Origin of the sequence: Mesorhizobium sp. B2-4-13, from assembly GCF_006658535.1 — a bacterium.
Taxonomy (GTDB): Bacteria; Pseudomonadota; Alphaproteobacteria; order Rhizobiales; family Rhizobiaceae; genus Mesorhizobium; species Mesorhizobium australicum.
The window spans coordinates 89,191-106,847 of record NZ_VFVB01000014.1; the positions used below are offsets into that span (position 1 = coordinate 89,191).

At 60.2% G+C, this 17,657-nt stretch carries 18 protein-coding genes; 13 read left to right on the plus strand and 5 right to left on the minus strand.

The window, feature by feature from the left end:
- Nucleotides 1-99 precede the first annotated feature (99 nt).
- Both FJ936_RS28420 and FJ936_RS28425 read left to right on the plus strand, forming a co-directional pair.
- Nucleotides 100-1,170, plus strand: coding sequence for a 2-dehydropantoate 2-reductase (locus tag FJ936_RS28420; protein WP_141907302.1), 1,071 nt, complete (start codon nt 100-102; stop codon nt 1,168-1,170).
- Between the two features lie 74 nt (nt 1,171-1,244).
- Complete coding sequence (locus FJ936_RS28425) at nt 1,245-1,601, plus strand: chorismate mutase (RefSeq protein WP_141907329.1); 357 nt, start codon at nt 1,245-1,247, stop codon at nt 1,599-1,601.
- A gap of 560 nt (nt 1,602-2,161) precedes the next feature.
- Here FJ936_RS28425 and FJ936_RS28435 read toward each other — a convergent pair.
- The 4 genes from FJ936_RS28435 to FJ936_RS31030 all read right to left on the minus strand — a co-directional run bounded on the left by FJ936_RS28435 (nt 2,162) and on the right by FJ936_RS31030 (nt 3,865).
- The gene (locus FJ936_RS28435) at nt 2,162-2,362 is read right to left on the minus strand and encodes a hypothetical protein (RefSeq protein ID WP_141907303.1); all 201 of its coding nucleotides are present in this window, start codon (nt 2,360-2,362) and stop codon (nt 2,162-2,164) included.
- On the minus strand, nt 2,359-2,610 hold the full coding sequence (locus FJ936_RS28440) for a hypothetical protein (RefSeq protein ID WP_141907304.1): 252 nt from the start codon (nt 2,608-2,610) through the stop codon (nt 2,359-2,361). Before FJ936_RS28440 ends, FJ936_RS28435 begins: the two co-directional genes overlap by 4 nt.
- An 89-nt stretch (nt 2,611-2,699) precedes the next feature.
- A complete protein-coding gene (locus FJ936_RS31025; RefSeq protein WP_246680576.1) occupies nt 2,700-3,116 on the minus strand; it encodes a hypothetical protein in 417 nt (138 codons plus the stop codon).
- An 8-nt stretch (nt 3,117-3,124) separates the two neighbouring features.
- A complete protein-coding gene (locus FJ936_RS31030) occupies nt 3,125-3,865 on the minus strand; it encodes a molybdopterin-dependent oxidoreductase (RefSeq protein WP_348643177.1) in 741 nt (246 codons plus the stop codon).
- 692 nt (nt 3,866-4,557) lie between these two features.
- On the opposite strand from FJ936_RS31030, the gene FJ936_RS28450 reads away from it, so the two are divergent.
- The 10 genes from FJ936_RS28450 to FJ936_RS31035 all read left to right on the plus strand — a co-directional run bounded on the left by FJ936_RS28450 (nt 4,558) and on the right by FJ936_RS31035 (nt 15,979).
- Nucleotides 4,558-4,782: an ArsR family transcriptional regulator gene (locus FJ936_RS28450; RefSeq protein ID WP_141907305.1), complete on the plus strand. Its 225-nt coding sequence runs from the start codon at nt 4,558-4,560 to the stop codon at nt 4,780-4,782.
- Nucleotides 4,783-5,842: 1,060 nt separating this feature from the next.
- Nucleotides 5,843-6,532 carry a GntR family transcriptional regulator gene (locus FJ936_RS28455; RefSeq protein WP_141907306.1) on the plus strand — a complete coding sequence of 230 codons (690 nt, stop codon included), beginning with the start codon at nt 5,843-5,845 and terminating at the stop codon, nt 6,530-6,532.
- A 406-nt stretch (nt 6,533-6,938) separates the two neighbouring features.
- Nucleotides 6,939-7,967: an ABC transporter substrate-binding protein gene (locus tag FJ936_RS28460; protein ID WP_141907307.1), complete on the plus strand. Its 1,029-nt coding sequence runs from the start codon at nt 6,939-6,941 to the stop codon at nt 7,965-7,967.
- An 18-nt stretch (nt 7,968-7,985) separates the two neighbouring features.
- On the plus strand, nt 7,986-9,449 hold the full coding sequence (locus FJ936_RS28465) for a sugar ABC transporter ATP-binding protein (RefSeq protein ID WP_140793685.1): 1,464 nt from the start codon (nt 7,986-7,988) through the stop codon (nt 9,447-9,449).
- A complete protein-coding gene (locus FJ936_RS28470; protein WP_140793683.1) occupies nt 9,446-10,429 on the plus strand; it encodes an ABC transporter permease in 984 nt (327 codons plus the stop codon). The genes FJ936_RS28465 and FJ936_RS28470 overlap by 4 nt, the downstream gene beginning before the upstream one ends.
- A complete protein-coding gene (locus tag FJ936_RS28475) occupies nt 10,426-11,376 on the plus strand; it encodes an ABC transporter permease (RefSeq protein WP_140793681.1) in 951 nt (316 codons plus the stop codon). Before FJ936_RS28470 ends, FJ936_RS28475 begins: the two co-directional genes overlap by 4 nt.
- Before the next feature lie 17 nt (nt 11,377-11,393).
- Complete coding sequence (locus FJ936_RS28480) at nt 11,394-12,212, plus strand: aldolase/citrate lyase family protein (protein ID WP_224530429.1); 819 nt, start codon at nt 11,394-11,396, stop codon at nt 12,210-12,212.
- Nucleotides 12,213-12,217: 5 nt separating this feature from the next.
- Nucleotides 12,218-13,621, plus strand: a complete 1,404-nt coding sequence (locus FJ936_RS28485; RefSeq protein ID WP_140793679.1) for an FAD-binding oxidoreductase — start codon at nt 12,218-12,220, stop codon at nt 13,619-13,621.
- A gap of 395 nt (nt 13,622-14,016) precedes the next feature.
- Nucleotides 14,017-14,877 carry an ATP-dependent DNA ligase gene (locus tag FJ936_RS28490; RefSeq protein WP_141907308.1) on the plus strand — a complete coding sequence of 287 codons (861 nt, stop codon included), beginning with the start codon at nt 14,017-14,019 and terminating at the stop codon, nt 14,875-14,877.
- Between the two features lie 715 nt (nt 14,878-15,592).
- Nucleotides 15,593-15,979, plus strand: coding sequence for an SOS response-associated peptidase family protein (locus FJ936_RS31035; protein ID WP_246680569.1), 387 nt, complete (start codon nt 15,593-15,595; stop codon nt 15,977-15,979).
- Between the two features lie 158 nt (nt 15,980-16,137).
- Here the strand turns inward: FJ936_RS31035 and FJ936_RS28505 are convergent, their stop codons facing one another.
- Complete coding sequence (locus tag FJ936_RS28505) at nt 16,138-16,593, minus strand: DUF2269 family protein (protein ID WP_141907309.1); 456 nt, start codon at nt 16,591-16,593, stop codon at nt 16,138-16,140.
- An 82-nt stretch (nt 16,594-16,675) separates the two neighbouring features.
- On the opposite strand from FJ936_RS28505, the gene FJ936_RS28510 reads away from it, so the two are divergent.
- Nucleotides 16,676-17,359, plus strand: a complete 684-nt coding sequence (locus FJ936_RS28510) for a TetR/AcrR family transcriptional regulator (RefSeq protein WP_246680570.1) — start codon at nt 16,676-16,678, stop codon at nt 17,357-17,359.
- The last annotated feature ends 298 nt before the right edge of the window (nt 17,360-17,657 follow it).

Below are 17,657 nucleotides of genomic sequence, written 5' to 3' on the forward strand. Positions count from 1 at the left end.
ACCTCGCCTGGTTCGCTTCAGTGCATTGCGGGCTCACGAAGCTTATCGATCGCCAACCCAATCTCGCACAAACACCAGTCACGGTAGAAGAGAAGATTTATGCCCGCTTCGTCCAAAATCTGCATTTTCGGCGCCGGTGCCATCGGCGGCACGATCGCCGCTCTTCTGGCACGCTGTGGCGCAACGGTGAGCATGGTTGCGAGGGGTCCAACCCTTGCGGCTCTCGCAAGCAACGGGCTTGAGCTCAAGATCGACGGCGAGGTGCTGCGAACGCCCGTCCGGGTCAGCGATGATCCGGCGGAGCTTGGTGTGCAGGACTACGTGATCGTTGCGGCGAAGGCGCCTTCAATGCCGGATATTGCGCGGCGCATCACGCCATTGCTCGGACCTGAAACGGCCGTAGTCACTGCGATGAACGGTCTGCCCTGGTGGTTCTTCCGCAACACCAAGGGTGCGCTTGCCGAACACCAATTCAAGGCGCTCGATGCGGACGGTACAATCGCCCGGGCCATCCCCGCAAGCAGCGTGATCGGCTGCGTCGTGCACGTTGCTGCCTCAGTCGACGAGCCCGGCATTGTCCGTCATCAGAGCGGTCGCCAGCTCTTTGTCGGTGAGCCGGACAACAGGCTGACACCTCGATTGAGACGCCTTGCCGACTGGCTCTGCGCGGCCGGCTTCGATTGCCGGGAGAGCCTCGATATCCGGCGTGAGATCTGGCTCAAGCTTTGGGCGAACCTCAGCATGAATCCCATCAGCTTGCTGACCACAGCGACATCCGATCGCATCATCGGCGACCCGCTGCTTCATCGGCTTTGTATTTCGATGATGGAAGAGGCGGCACAAATAGGCACTGCGATCGGCGTATCGGACAACCCGCCCGTCACAATGATGATCGAAAAGATCCGGACGCTCGGTGCGTTCAAGATGTCGATGTTGCAGGATGTCGAACATGGCAAACCTGTCGAGATCGACGCGCTGCTGACGGTTACTCACGACATTGGAGTGGTCGTCGGGGTGCCGACGCCCTTCATCGACAGCGTGCTTGGTCTCGCCCGCCTGCGGGCAAACACTCTAGGCTTGTTCGCCAGCGATTCCGCAACGGTCGCTGATTTGCTGCCTTCGGCACAACGCGGTCCGACTCAAGGCCGCACACAGACGCGTGTCGTCTGATGCCGCCTCAATGTATCGGGTTGACCGCTCGATGCCTCAACCAACACATCGACAGATTACGAAGTGAGCAAGCTATGATCAAAAAAGGCGATAAGGACGGCGCGCGCCTCGTTCTAGCCGACTGCCGCGCCTCGATCGACAACATCGACGCGGCGCTCATCTACATCCTGGCCGAGCGCTTCCGCTGCACGACAGCGGTTGGCGTGCTGAAGGCGACGCATGGTTTGCAGCCGGCCGATCCGGAGCGTGAACAACAGCAGGTCGCCCGGCTGCGTCAGCTGGCGAAGGACGCCAACCTCGATGCCGATTTCGCGGAAAAATTCTTGAACTTCGTGATCCGCGAAGTCATCGGCCACCACGAGAAGATTGCCGTGTCGAACGGCGGCGCGACAAAAGATGCCCGATCGAGTGGCTTGACGAAAACCGCCTGAGGGCCAGAGCCTGTCATCCAAAGGTGCACAGTGGTCCGGCGATGGACGACGTGCACAAAGCCACAGACTTTGAAGCCGCAACTCGATCGCCGAAATCAGGAATGGAGCGATCGCCGCCGGGCAACGTCGAGGAGCTTCCACGCCTGCGCCGCTATGCGCGCACTGTTGCGAGACCGCGATGCCGCCGACGTTCTCGTGCAGAACAGCCTCGAACGAGCGCTCTCGAGGATGGAAAGACCGGCCCACCAGTGGATCGCTGCGCCATGGTGCTCACAACGATGTATCACCCGTTCCTGGACCGGTTGCGAAGCGCCAAACGCTATGCGAGCGATGCGATCGCGCAGCCGCAGAATTGCATGTTTGACAGACCCAATGGCGGAATAGCAGACGCCGGCCCGACCTACTCAACGCCAATCTTGGTTAATTTTACGGAACGGTTGCGCTGGCGCCACGTTTGGCGGCAGAGTGGTCGATCCTTCTTCAGGGGTGTAGCCGCTTAAAAGCCTGTCGCTTACGCTTATTAGCCGCGACGGGCTTTTTGTTGTTTGAGAGGACCCGTCTCACGGCACCGTCGTCAAAGACGCCTTGAGAAAGGCAATAGCCTCGAACATGGCGTCAGCAGTTTGTTCATCAAGCGCGATGTCCAATGGCCCTTCTGTAGTCTGGATCGAGAGAATGCCAAGCATTCCTCTGTCATCCACTAGTGTGCCGACATGGAGTTCTATCGGCACGAAAGGCATTGCCTTATCCTTGCGCTTCATCGGGTGCTCGTGACGCTTGGGCGGCTGACACCATCGCGCAACCTGGCGTCTCGTTCAAGGCGGCTTAACCGGCCTATCACGTTCCATCGGCTCGAATATCGCGCCGCTGGTGGTTCGATGTTCGGCCACTGGTAAGCGATCGCGCATGCGGCCTGCATCTCCTTGTAGAGATGCACAGCATTCGACGGCGCGACATAGAGCTTGCCATTCAACCAATCGAACGTCTGGAAAGGATCACGCTCGGCCACCGCCTCTCGCCTGATGTGGTCGGCACGGCATGTGCTGCATGAGGTCACATCGATCCTCGATGAGGTGGTACGGCTGACTGGTAGACTTCTCAAACAATGCCGATCCGACGCGTGACCTGGCCGTTGCTTTCCCAGTATGTATGTTTCCTGGTAATCCATGGATCATCCATGGCAGGCTGGATTTGTCCCGCCATATCAGTGGCACGCGAAGTGACTGTGTGCTCGCCCTTTGCTGGGTCTTTCCAGTCGAGGTACCACACCTTCCAGGCGAATTCAGCTTCTTCACCATGGTCTATCGTCGCTTCAAGCCATGGGCCGTCGTCAACCTTCACTTCGACCTTGGCGATTGGCGCCCCCCAGGCTGCACCGCTGATCCGGTATCCGGCATCGCTACGCGTCACTCTGGCGGGCGCCGACTTCAGCAATGCACGGCCGACCGAGGTCTCGGCCCACACCGTCTCGCCATTGTGCTCTTCCTCGCGGATGGTAACGTAGTCTCGTGCCATCAATTGACTCATGAAGCGCGTATTGCGTATCTCGATGCGCTTGAGCCACTTGACATTGGCAATGCCATACCATCCGGGGGCGATGAGCCGCACCGGGAACCGTTGGGTTGCGGCAGGGCGGCCCCATTCATCTCGTAGCAGAGGATGTTGTTGGGGCTCATCGCGTCGGCAAGCGACATGCTGCGGGCGAAATTCTGATGCATCTTGACGTCGCGGTTATTGTCCTTGAGAGCGATATCGCCGACATCGGTGCCCCAGAAAACAACTTCGATGCCGTTTTCCTTGACCCCTGCCTCTTCAAGTATGGCGGCGAGCGGCGTGCCAGCCCAGCGGGCGTTGCCAATGCCGCCGGTAAAGAATGGAAAACCATGATTGCCCGAACACTCCACCGTGAAAGCCACTTCTTGGCGTGGCCGCGCCTTGAGGTCGGCGAGCGACAGGCTCAGAGGCTTCTTCACCAACCCATCGATTTCCAGCTTCCAGGCATTCACATCAATGCTTGGCCGATCAAAATGAGCGATGCTGAAGAACTTTTCATTAGGTGTCACCCAGGAATCCATATCCTCCCAGACAAGCTGGCTCTGAATGACCGCGGGAACGGGATTGGGCTGCGGCTGGTCTAACCACGGGATCACGGTCTCACCCGCCCCGCTTGGGAAGGCTTGGGCAAACTGAGAATTGAAGACCGCCAGTGCGGCAACGGCCGCGCTGCCTTGAACGATGAATTCGCGGCTTGCAAGATGATGCATGATGGTTCCTCCTCCGGTGTGAAAAGCTGTTTTCTCCTCCAGGCATAAAAGTGACAGCGGCCGGAATCGCACAAGGGAGAGGCCGGCCGAGGCGGCCAAATCTTGAGAGCGCTCGGAATCTGGCGAGTCAGAAGCGCGCCGTGTCTTAGGCGGATTCTCCCGCTCTCAGTCGCAGGCTCTATCAGGTCCCAGCCAGCGATCCGCAAACCTACGCCTTATGTGCGTTCGTGGCGAGGGCAAACGTAAGGATACGCTAATTAAGATTGTGACCATCAAGATGAATCTGTCCGCCGGTTGCGGCCTTCCCGTTCGGTGAGATCGGCGCCAGTTAGGTTGCTGCACCAGCTATTCTGGAGAGACCTCCTGGTTAATCACCCATCTCTCGTAGCCGCCGCTAGCTCCTGCGCCGCAGTCCACTGCGATATACGCCAGGCTTGCGGCGGGAACCGATTCCATCGGTCCAAGTTCATTCCCGTGGCACCACTCGACACCCACCCGGACAGGAGCGCCGGAAAGTTGCTCGACAGCTTTCAAACAAAGCCCGCCACCGTCCCCTCAGTGGCGGGCTTTGGTGTGTTTAGCGCGGCGAGGTGGACTTGAGTACCTACGTGAGACAGCGTCTCGCTGAAATCAAAGCTGATCCTTCGCTTCGGAGGCGTTCCCGCGTCAGGCGACGGCTTAGGCTAAAACAGATGTCCCTTGCTTCGGAGCTGTTTGCAGCCTTAGGTTTCCGCAAACGGCTGCTGATCGTCATCTACCTGGTTGAGGGGGAGCGATCCGTTTCCGACCTGGTGGCACTGATTGGTGGGTCACGGACCGCACTTTCACAGCATTTGAGCGGTATGGCCAAGCTGGGTATCTTCCAAGCCCGCAACCAAGGTAGCCAGCCGCTGCAAGGTTGCAGGCGGCTCTCCTAAAGCGATCCGGCGGCCGGCAACAAGGGGAGTGAAGTCGGCCGACGCAGTGCCTGAGAGCTACCGCGTCGGCCAAGCGACCTACAGGTCCGCCGCGCGCTAACAAGACAGAATGATCGTCACGTCGTCAATCTCATTGCTGGGACTTCAGTCGGACTCACTGCAGCCAAGATTCGGGGTATTATCTCGTCTTCTTCTGTTTGTCAGCGAGGGGTCCCGATGGGCAGTTTGAAGCGCATACTTCCGCCTGGATTCACCACTCAAGAGCTTATACGAGCTGTACGTCCCGACTGTCGCCAAGGGGATGTGATCTCTATCGGGGAAACCATCCAGGAGCTTCGCGCACGCGCGCCTGGTTGCGCCGATACCGACGAGGCCCTTACGGCTGCTATCGTGAAATTCGCAACTGGTAGGGCCATGGCGGTCAGCTTCGATGGGCGAGAGCGTCCAACGTCGCATTGACACTGACCAAGAACCCCCATCCGCTGCCAATGTGTCGTTCTAATACGCATGTCCTGGCACCAGCCTTGCACGGCCATTTCATCTTGGGAGAAGATGAAATGGCTCTATCCAATCAGCTGCTTGACAAAAACCTGACCTTCCAGTGTCCGAGCTGCAAAACCCCACTGGTCAGGAAAGGCTCCTGGGTCAAGTCCGTAACGACGTTCACCTGCAAGCGATGCGGCGAAAGGGTACGGCTCTCGTACAGCGAGAAGCTTGAAATTTTCAGGTTGGGTGCCGCTGCGCGCGACACTGGAACCTGACGTCGCGTTGTCTTCTTTGTTCGTGCGTTTGAACGACGCCGGTCAATGGCCACGATGCTAATTTCACGTAAGCTGGCTACGGTTTTGCCAGTTAGGCTCGGTGGTTTTGCCCTGCGAGATCAAACCACCGAGCCGCCGCCTGGTCAGATGGGCCTTTCCCGTCAATACGGACTAACGCTGATAGAGCGCTTCTCCGTGACCGATGAATTGAGGGAACGGGATGAATCGTGGTACCTTTGAGACAAACAAGGTTTAATGATTTGTCTCTTGGGATAACGATCGATCGTCCAAGGTCGCTGGTGGCTACCGTCGTTGAGCGCTTGCGGCAAGCGATCATCGATGCAGAACTTGCGCTCGGAAGCGAGTTGTCCGAGGCAGGGCTCGCCTCGATGCTCGGTGTGAGCCGAACGCCGATACGAGAGGCGCTAACGATCCTGCAGCAGCAGGGAATGGTCAATATCATTCCGCAGCGGGGAACCTACGTCTTTTTTCCGACCGAACAGGACATCATCGACCTGTGTGAATACCGGATCGTGCTGGAAAGCCGTGCCCTATCCTTCGCGATGGCGAGGCACCGTGACGAAACTACAACGCAGCTCGAACTCGCCCTGGACATGATGGACAGGGCGCGGGCGGACGGCGATCCGGTCGCGTATTCGCGGGCTGACACCGTGTTTCACGAGGCGTTCATTCGCAACTGCCGCAACCGCTACCTTCAGGAAGGCTTCGAACAGGTCGCCGGCCAGATCGCGACGCTGAGAACGCACCTCTCGGTGCCGATTGCAGGCGCTCAGGATCGCTCCTACATCCACCACACAGAGATCGTGGAAGCGTTCAGGAAGGGCGACATCCTGGCGATTGATGCTGTCCTGACGGATCACATTCTGTCGACGCGCAAATCCTACATCGAGGCAATGCAGGAAGGGCTGATCAAGCCGCCGGCCGTCGCGGCCCGACCGCCTGCCGGTCTTGGCCGCTTCAGCAGTTAGCGCGCGTCGGCTTGCCCTAGAATGTCTTTGCGCCGGTAATCGGCAATCGTACGCCGTTAACCTCGCCGCTGCAGTTGTCATGGCGCAGCTGCGATCGGTCGGGACGTTCGACCAAAGGTCGCGGCCGGCCGGAAAAATAGGCCGCCCGCGCCCGTCGACAGCCACTGAACAGCACATCGAGCCTGGCGGTTCTAACGAACAGCCGGGCAAAGTGGGCATGCAGTATTTTCGAAGACAGTCTCGCGGCCCAGCAAACCGCGCGTTGGAATGCGAATGCCGCGAAAGCAGTCCCCTTGTCAATGCCACTGACATACTGTACCTCAGATACGTAAGCCTAGGCCCCACCGGGGGACGGGCGATGCAGGCCGGGGTGAATCGTTCAATCTGGCTTTTTGGGAGGAATTCAATGAACCGTCTCACAGCGCTGCTTTCGGCAGCGGTGCTTTCTTCATGCCTGGTCGATCCGGCGCTTGCCCACACGTCCGGCAAGAAAATTGCGCTTTCCAATGGCTACGCCGGCAATTCCTGGCGTCAGAGCATGCTGGAAAGCTGGAAGAAGATTGGCGACAAGGCTGTCGCCGACAAGATCATCGGCGCCGCCGACGCCTTCACGACGGCTGCCAAGGAAGCGCCGCAACAGGCAGCACAGATTCAGAACCTGATCTTGCAGGGCTACGACGCCATCGTGCTGGACGCCCTGTCGCCAGACGCTCTCAACGGCTCCGTCAAGCAGGCTTGCGATGCCGGCATCATCGTCGTCGCCTTCGACGGGCTCGTGACCGAGCCTTGTGCCTACAAGGTGACGGTCGACCTCGCCGAGACCTACGGCGCCGAGCAGGTTAGGCAGATGGCCAAGCGCCTGCCGAACGGCGGTAACATCCTCTACATCCGTGGTGTCGCCGGCACCAGTATCGACGACGACATCACCAAGGGCGTGCTGCGCGAGATCGAAAAGCACCCCAATCTCAAGATCGTCAGCACGGTTCACGGCGACTGGGATCAGACGACCGCCCAGAAGGCGGTGACCGGCGTATTGCCTTCCCTACCTGACATCGCCGGCATCATCGACCAGGGTGGCGACGGCTACGGCACGGCCGAGGCGTTCCGTTCGGCCGGCCGGCCGCTTCCCATCATCATGCTAGGCAATCGTAAGGACGAGCTGGTCTGGTGGAAGGAGCAGATCAAGACCAACGGCAACTACGACACATGGTCGGCTTCGGAGGCTCCGGGCATGGTGACATTCGCCTTCTGGGTGGCGCAACAGGTCCTCGACGGCAAGGACGTTCCCAAGGAAGTGCCAATGGACATCCTGTTCGTCGACAAGTCGACCCTGGACGCCCAGATCGCGGCGACGCCCGACGGCGGTGTCGCCAATGTCGAATATTCGCAGGGTGACGTGGTCAAGGCTATCGCTGCGGCCAAGACCAAGAAATAGGCCGCAGGAGTCGTGGGGATGATCGCCGGGAAAACGTCTATCGTCGCTTTTTCGGCGGTCGCCAAAGCCTATGGCAACGTCAAGGCGCTCAACGGCGTGGATTTCATCGTCGACGCCGGCGAGTGCGTCGGCCTGGTCGGCCACAATGGCGCCGGCAAGTCCACTTTGGTGAACGCAATTGCCGGCACGATACGGACGGACGCAGGCCATCGGGCCATCGCCGGCCAGAATGTGCCCGAGTATTCAGTTGCGCTCGCCCACCAGCTTGGGGTGCGCTGCGTCTTCCAGGAACTCTCTCTTTGTCCCAATCTGACCGTCGCGGAAAACACGCGCATAAGCCATCCTTCGTTGACCGGCTGGGGATCGCTGCGCCGCGCCGACGAGATGATTGTCGCCAGCCTCGACGATATTTTTCCCGGACACGGTGTCCGGGGCGACCAGATCGTCGGCGACCTCTCCATCGGCCGTCGTCAGATGGTGGAGGTCGCACGCGTGTTTACGCAAAGCGTCGATCCGATCAGGCTGGTCATCCTCGACGAGCCGACCTCGTCGCTCGACAGCCATGCTTCAGCGCAGCTTCTGGCCTATGTCCGCCGCGTGGTAGCGACCGGCATCAGTTGCATCTTCATCTCGCACCTTCTCAACGAGATCCTGGCTTCGACGGACCGCATCGTCGTGATGCGCGACGGCAAGGTTGGCGTTGCCGGGGCAACCATCGATTTCGATCGCGAGAAACTCGTTGCGGCAATGGTCGGCATCGTCAGCGCCCGTCGGAATTCAGGGGCCAAGCTGCGGCGGGACGATGCTCCATTGCGTGTGGCAGTTCATAAAAAGCATGGCGCCCCCGGCACCGATCTCGACGCCAGGGCGGGTGAAATCATCGGCCTCTCCGGTCTCGCGGCGCACGGACAAAGCAATCTGCTGGTGCGGATTTTCCAGGCGGCGAGCAGGCGGGATCCCGGGGTGGATGTCACCGCGACCGTGGCCGTGGTGGCGGGCGACCGGCAGACCGATGGTGTGTTTCCGCTGTGGTCGGTGCTTGAAAACATCACTGTCCGTTCGCTGTCGGCGCTGAGTTCCAACGCGCTCATCTCCCGGAGGAAGCAGCAGGCCATGGGCGAGACCTGGCGGCAGCGCCTTGGCATACGCACGCCCGACCTTGGCAACTCGATCCAGTCGCTGTCCGGCGGCAACCAGCAGAAGGCGCTTTTTGCGCGCGCACTCGCGTCGGATGCCCAGATCATCCTGATGGACGATCCCATGCGTGGTGTCGACATCGCCACCAAACTTGAAGTCTACGCACTAATCCAGGAGGAAGCCGCCAAGGGCCGGACCTTCATCTGGTACACGACCGAGTTCGAGGAGCTCGAGAACTGCGATCGTGTCTATGTGCTGCGCAACGGCGAGATTGTAGCCGCGCTGGACCACGATGAGGTCAATGAGCAGAATGTAATCCGGTCCTCGTTCGGAGAGGCCGCATGACTGCTACCGCCTCGGCTCGAACGGCCTCTCCAACCAATCGGGCCCGGTGGTTCGACCTGTCCCCCACGCTGCTGCGCACGGCCCTGCCGTTCGTGTCGCTGGCGCTGATGCTGGTCGCCATCGGCTGGCTCAATCCGCGCGCCATCAGCTACATGGGGTTCAACCTCATGCTCAGCCTGGCGATCCCGGTTGCGCTGGCGACGATCGCACAGATGTTCGTCATCACGGTCAACGAACTGGATCTGTCGGCGGGCTTGTTCATCTCGTTCATCACATCGGTTTCGGTCACGATGCTGAACGATACGCCGCTTCTCGGTATTGCCGTCATCGCCGGAGCCGTCCTTGTCTACGCCGCGGTCGGCGCGCTGATCCACCTGCGCAACCTGCCGTCCATCGTCGTCACGCTCGGGATGGCTTTCGTCTGGCAGGGGCTGGCTCTGATGGTCCTCCCGCAGCCTGGCGGCAGGGCGCCGGCCTGGCTGCAATCATTGATGGCCGTTCATATTCCCTTTGTTCCGTTCCCCATTGTCGCGGCCGTCGTCATTGCCCTGGTGGTCCACCTTGCGTTGATGAAAACGAGTTACGGCGCCGTTCTGCGCGGCATCGGCGGCAACCAAGCGGCCGTGGCCCGGGCCGGCTGGTCGATCCTGCATGCCAAAGTGCTCGCCTTCACGCTCGCTGGCGTGTTTGGGGTTTTGTCGGCGCTTGCGCTGGTTGGCCTTTCGACCGCCGGCGACCCGAACATCGGCGCCGGCTACACGCTGCTCGCCATCGCAGGCGTCATTCTGGGTGGCGGTGAGTTCATGGGCGGGCGGGTGTCCGCAGTGGGAGCGGTGGCCGGCGCCCTGACACTGACGCTGGCGTCCGCGTCGCTTTTGTCCTTCATGCACATTCCGACCGACTGGCAGACCGGCGCCAATGGCGTGATTCTGATCGTCGTGCTGGCGCTGCGCGCCATGATCGACAGGCGGCCGGCATGAACGGCTTCGTCAGGACGCTGCCGGCCAGGCCATGGATATGGTCCTTCATCGGCGCGGCAATCGTCTTTCTGGCATCGCTCTGTTCTACCGGTGGCGCCGGCGCGGACGGCATCATCGTGGCGGCCTTTTCGCTGGCGTCGTTCGCGGTCGTGGTCGGCATGGGGCAGATGTTTGTCATGTCGCTCGGCCCCGGCAATGTCGACCTGTCGCTGCCGGCCAATATAGGCCTTGCCAGCGCCATTGCCATGAAGGTGATGAACGGGTCGGACAGCATGATCGCGGCAGGCATCATCGCGGCGCTGGCCAGCGGCATACTGATCGGCCTGGCAAATTACGGGCTGATCCGCACGCTGCGTATTCCACCGATTATCGCCACTCTGTCGACGAGCTTCATCGTGCAGTCCATCGACATCAGCTATGGCCGCGGCCTTCAGGTAAAGCCTCCGCCCGGATTTGCCCGCTTCACCGATCTCCGCTTGCTTGGCTTGCCGGTATTCGTGCTGGTCATCATTGTCGCTTCGATCATAGCGGCGATCGTGCTCGGCCGGACCATCTTCGGACGCTCGGTCCTGGCGATCGGTCAAAATATGCGGGCTGCCTGGCTTGCCGGTATCAAGGTCGAGCGCATTCGCGCCCTCACCTACACGCTGTGCGGTGCGCTCGGCGGCCTGAGTGGAGCTCTGCTGGCTGCTTATTTCCGGGGTTCCTCCACCGATCTCGGCAACGAGTATCTGCTGATGTCGATCGCCGTTGTCGTCATCGGCGGCACCTCGGTCGCCGGCGGACGCGCCAATCTGCCTGGCCTGTGGGGCGCAGCCCTGTTCCTCGTGCTGCTCCAGGTCATGCTCAATACGTTCGGGGCCGATGCCAGCGTCCGCCTGGTCACCACGGGTTTCGTCATCATCGCCGTCATCACGGCAGCGGGCGGCCACGCGGCCGAACGCTGAGCCAGGAAGGAAATCTCGTGTTCAAGCCAAATGAATTGAAGAGGCGGCTCGCCGCCGGTGAGCAATTGTTCGGGGCATGGATTGCATCCGGTAACGCCACCATCGTCGAGGTCATGGGCAATGCCGGTTTCGACTTTCTGCTCATCGACCTCGAGCATGGCCAGGGCGAACTCAACGACCTCGTCCATATGTTGCGCGCCGCCGAGAACACCGGCACGCGCTGCATCGTTCGAGTGCCGTGGAATGATCCGGTGACGCTCAAACGCGTGCTCGACGTCGGTGTCGACAGCATCATGGTGCCGATGGTCGAAACCGCGGCCGAGGCCACTGCGGCAGTGCGCGCCTGCCACTATCCGCCGCATGGCGCGCGTGGTTATGCTGCGCCGCTGGTGCGGGCTTCGAACTATGGCCTGGTCAAGGACTACATCCATATCGCCAATGAGAATCTTCTCTTGATCGTACAGATCGAGAGTGCGTCGGCCGCGGCAAGGGCGGAAGAAATCGCTGCCGTCGACGGCATCGACATGGTGTTTGTCGGCGTCAACGATCTCGCCGGATCGATCGGGAGGCTGGAGCAGCTCGATCAACCGGAGGTGCGCGCGCTGGTTGCCCAGGCCGAGGCCCAAATCCGTGCATCCGGCCGTTGGCTGGGCACCGTTCCGAGCGCCGGCGCCACATCGGATGAGCTGTTTGCCACCGGCTACAATCTCTTGCCCATGGCCAGTGACGTGACCCTGTTGCGCGACGCGGCTGCCGATCTCGTGCGCACACAGCGCGGCAGGCACGTCGGCCATCTGTCCGCGCCCACGAAATCAAAGGTTCGAAGCGGATACTAGGCACAATGAATATCGCAACGCACGAAGCGTTTCTTCATGCGCTCAAGAGCACACTCGGCTCGGCCGTTCTGGCCGGTGAAGAGATCCCGATCCGCAACGAGCAGGACTGGAGCGCGCTTTCGTCCGTTCGGCCGCTCGCGGTGGTTCGTCCGACGACGCCAGAAGCCGTGGCGGCTGCTATGCGGCTGTGCCACGCACATCGCGTGGCAGTGGTGCCCCAAGGCGGGCTGACAGGTCTGGCGGGTGGTGCCAGGCCGATCGAAGATGCCGTGGCCATCTCGATGGAGCGGTTCACCGGTATCGAAGAGATCGATGGCGATTCCTCGACGATAACCGTTCGTGCCGGGACGCCGCTGGAAGTTGTGCAGCAGGCGGCGGACGATGCCGGTTTCTTCTTCGCGCTCGACCTTGGATCGCGTGGGTCCTGCACGATCGGCGGCAACCTCGGGACAAATGCGGGAGGCAACCGCGTCCTGCGCTATGGCATGATGCGCGAACTGGTGCTGGGACTTGAAGTGGTGCTGCCGGATGGAACGCTGGTCACCAGCCTCAACAAGATGCTCAAGAACAATGCCGGCTACGACCTGAAACAGCTCTTCATTGGCAGCGAAGGCACGCTGGGCATTGTCACCCGCATCGTGTTGCGCCTGCACCCGAAACCGAAGAGCACCATGGCCGCGATGGTGGCTCTGGACAGCTACGAACATGTCCTGAGTTTGCTGGCGAGTGTCAGGGGCAATCTCGGTCCGCTGCTTTCAGCCTTCGAGGTCATGTGGAGGGACTATTGGGATGTGGCGACCGGACAAGTACCGGGCGTGCGCAATCCGGTGCCAGGCGATCATCCTTTCACTGTCCTTGTCGAAGCGCAGGGCAACGATGCGGAAGGGGATCCCTCCCGGTTCTACGACACGCTCAAAATGGCCGTCGAGTCCGGCTTTATCACTGACGCCACCATCGCCCGATCACTTTCGGACGTAAAGGACTTCTGGCAGACGCGCGATGCGGCCGCGGAATTCAAGCAGGTGCTGGGGCCTCATCTCTCCTTCGACATCGGCTTGCCGGTCGCCGCAATGGATCGCTTTGCCCTCGAATGCCGGGCGGCCCTGCTTCGCGATGTCGATGGCTGCCGGTCCTACTATTACGGGCACATAGCCGATGGAAACATGCATATCATCGCCAATGTTCCGGCTCCGGTTCAACAGCCAGCCGACCAGATCAACAAGGTGATCTATGACCTCGTCAAGAAACATGGCGGAACGATTTCCGCCGAGCACGGCATCGGGCTGACCAAGAAGGCCTATCTCGGGCTCACGCGGAGCGCCGAAGAACTCGCCGTGATGCGCTTGATCAAGCACGCTCTTGACCCTGCGGGTCTGCTCAATCCGGGTAAGGTTTTCGATATGGATTGACCCCTGCAGTTGTGCCGGGAACGCGACCGACATCTATGACGTCGTGATCACGAACGGCGTCGTTGATGGGCAGCCACAGAGGCGCGGCATGTCGAAATCCCGGCGGCAAGTTTGAACCGTATGCGACCGCCACAATGCGTGGCTGCAATCGGGCTGCCGCCGCAATGGCGTGACTAGCCTGGACATTACGCGCGTCATGCCAGCAAGTTAAGCTCCCCGCCGGCAAGGGCTCGCTCTCCTTTACGAAGGTTCCTGCGATGAAAGTGTGCGGCTGCGGGAGAAGCGCTACGGATGGGCAACGTGGTTCCCGGGCTTTGTTGCATCGCGCGTGCCGTTGGCAGTTTCGGAACTATTTTAGCCAAAACTGATTGAGGTGCGGGTCGTGAGTGCTGTGCATGCGTTTGAAGTTCATTAAGCCGCTGATGCCGACCCTGGTTGAAAAGCCTCCCGAGGGCGAAGAATGGATTCACGAAGTCAAGTTCGACGGCTATCGATCACAGATCATCAAGGATGAGGGCGGCGTGCGGATTTTCACGCGGCGTGGGCTCGACTGGACGGCCAGGTACCGAAACCTCGCCAAGGTAGCCGGCGACCTCAATGTCGAAAACGCCATCTTAGACGGCGAGATCATCGTGCTGAACGAGGCTGGGATCTCTGACTTCCGCCCGCTGCGCAATGCCATCACCAGCCGGCAGCATGACCTCTATTTTATTGCCTTCGATCTGCTGCACCTCAACGGCCATGATCTTCGGGATATGGCGCTGGAAGAACGTCGCGACATCCTCGCCGACTTAATCCCGCCGGACATCAGGATTCAATTCTCTCAGCCTTTGCCGGGCGATGCTGCCAGCATTTTCCACCTTGTCGAGCAGGCTGGCCTGGAGGGCATGGTGTCGAAGCGCAATGACAGCATATACCGGAGCGGCCCATCGACGAACTGGTTGAAGGCGAAATGCCACACGGTCGCTGAATACGACTTACTTGGCGTCGAACGCGAGCCCGGCAAGCCGGCTTTCGCTTTGATGGCCGATCGGAAGACCGGGCAGTATGTCGGTTCTGCCTTCATCAATTCCAGCCGGGCAATCCGCGAACGGCTGTGGAAACGTGTCCAGGAGCATGCCGGGCCGGCGCCCGAGGGCTTGACGCGGCCGGCTACCCAATGGGTGAAGCCCGGTATCATCGGCCGTGTGAAGCATTTGCGCGGCGAGGAGGATTTGCGGCACGCTTCGTTCCAGGACTTTCGCGAGGAAGAGTAAGGTGGTTGTCGCCAAGCAGGATCAGGAGCTCATCATCTATGCCTATGCTTGGATGTATGGCCAGCAGGCGCGTAAGGATGGCAGGGAACGCGCCGTGCCTGAGTATTGGCACGAGCATGCTGACGCATGGCTACAGGGCTTCGACGGACGGCTTTTGGAAGGGGGCGGGGTGCGGCGCCCCATTAGCAGAGGCGGAGCTTGAGGGGCCGCCGTCGCCAAGCCGGGAACTTAAAGCGCCGATCACCTTATCGCCGAATGAGCATGCGCGGTGCGGATTTTCTCTATCGGTGGGATGAGGGAAAATATACCCGAACATACCTCCGTCGATCCGGGCCTGATCCTGATCTTGCCGATCCCATCGCCGACAGCGTCTTCGCCGTCATGCGGATGCTGGTCGGCAGTCAGGAGGGTGGCGCGATCGAATAGCCGTCCCGAAGTAGACCCCTGCTTTTCGGGCCCTCTCTCTGGTGCAGGTGCGGACGAGTTTTCGTAAAGATCCCAAGCATGGTTCGTCCGTTCGAATTCACCCATCCTGGCGACGTCGAACGGCTTGGCAGCAGCTTTCCTCTCTGGAACGGCGCGCCGAGCCTGACCTATCCGATCATCATCCGCGAAGAACTATCGAGAAGCATGGCCGGCTTTGTCTCCGCTCGCTGGGGCTCGTGTCTGGTTGGGCTCGGGATGGTGGCGGCCGCCCGCCACCGGTCAACGCCCGTTGCCAGACCATCGCCAGCAATGGCTTGTCCGCAAGGCTGACAACGCGCGCCGCTGCTTGGTGCCCGTCGACGGCTATTTCGACTGGCAGAAGCTCGACGCGTCGGGGAAGAAAAAGCAACCCTACGCCATCGCGATGAAATCTGACGAGCCCTTCGCCATGGCCGGCATCTGGGAGGAATGTGCCGAGAAGGTGACCGGCGAACTTGTGCGGACCTTTGCCATCGCCACCGTCGTGAGGTGTCCTCCGGACCCACCAAGAGCAACAACGAGAAGACGTCGCCAAGGGCACAAAAAGGACAATAAAAACAATATATATCCATCGTGCCTATCCCAGCCAACGGGCCTGCTATTCGACGAAATGGCCGACCGCTTTGTCGAATGTTAGACCAGCCGCGATCAGGCCTCGAACCTCGTTGGAATTCATTGACCAAACCCAAACGTCGCTCTCCAAGCACAAGCCGTTGCGACTTTCTGTTGTCCATGTGGCCGCTGGATCGTGTCATCAGCTCCGCTCCCATTGCCGGTATCGTCGCGTCACCGCGATCACACAAACGGGTTAAGCTCGGGCTTCGTGACCATCAAGACGACAATGAGCGCAAAGAGCATGATCATGCCTATGCGCCCAACCAGAGCGCGTTTGTTGCCGGCAAACGCTTTGACTTCTGTCGCCGAGATCGCGCCGCGAAGCATTGGTTGTGCCTGCATGGACCACGGGCGCACGAGCTTGCGTTCGAGCGCAACTAGCAAGCCAACAAGGACCAGCGACGCCACCAGCCAGGGGGTCAACAAAGACCATCCCCCAAGGAAAACGACCACGATGCCGGCTAGAATCCCGGCACTGATTAGAACCCCGGCAAAACGATTGGCGAAAATGGCTATTCTGGCCGGCCCCTGCTGCCCTCGTCGAGCCCAAACCAGCAGAAGTTCGTTCGCCACCAGCACCAGCAAAGCTCCGCACATGGCTGACGCATGCAGTCCAGAAACAATTCCATAGAGCATTATCGTCGACCTTCTTCGAGAGCAGCTATGGACATAATGCGAGCGATAGCTCACAATTGTCTACTCGCATTGGAGGACGGAGATGATGGTGACGAAACCGCTCACGAATCCAAGGAAGGACGCCTCTCAGCTGAGATCGCGCGCCACGGTGGATGCACTTGTTGAAGCCACCGCTCGCATTTTGATCAGGGATGGCTTCGATAAGGCCAGCACCAATCGTATTGCGCAGGAGGCGGGCGTGAGCGTCGGCTCACTCTATCAGTACTATCCTGGCAAAGAGGCGCTGGTCGCCGCCGTGATTGACCGCCATAACAAGGAAATCATGCAGGTGGTGCGCGGCGCGTTTGAGGAAGTCGCCTCGGAACCTGTCGAGAGAGCGGTGCGCCGGCTTGTCGCCGTGGCGATCGAAGCTCATCGCATCGATCCCAAGTTGCATCGCGTTCTTGCCGAACAGATTCCACGAACAGGGCGCCTTGAAAATGTCGAGGCCTTCAATCGTGAAGCTCATGCCCTCTTCAAGAGCTATCTCGAAGCGCACAGCGACGAGCTTCGCAGGGTCGATCTGGGCCTTGCGGCCTTTGTGAGCGTCAGCGCGATCGAAGCACTTGCACATTCCGCGGTGTTGCACAGTTCGAAAAAGTTGTCCGATGAGGCCATCAAGACGCTGATCGGCGAGACCACGTTGCTCGTGGTCGGATATCTGAAACGCCACGAACTCGTCATTTCCGTCCCTAAGCGAACGATCCGGCTGTCTCAAGGTGTTTGACAAGCTTTGGCAATACCCTTGTTCGGTTTGCGGGGCCGGCTGTCTGCGCCTTTGCGTCGTGATCGCCCGCCGCACCCTGCGGATGTGATGGGCAACGAAGGTCGCTGCCTGCTCCGAGGCAAGCGGATCCTGACGCCGCTCCGGTCCAATATCCCGACCAACGTTCTTCAACCGTGGGATCGGCAAGAACCGGGCGTTTCACGACATATTCGAGTGCGAGATTTCGGACCCGGACCTGAGCCGCGCGAAAGACTATGCCATCCGGTGCACTGTGGTGGCCATCGGCCGCGAATATTCC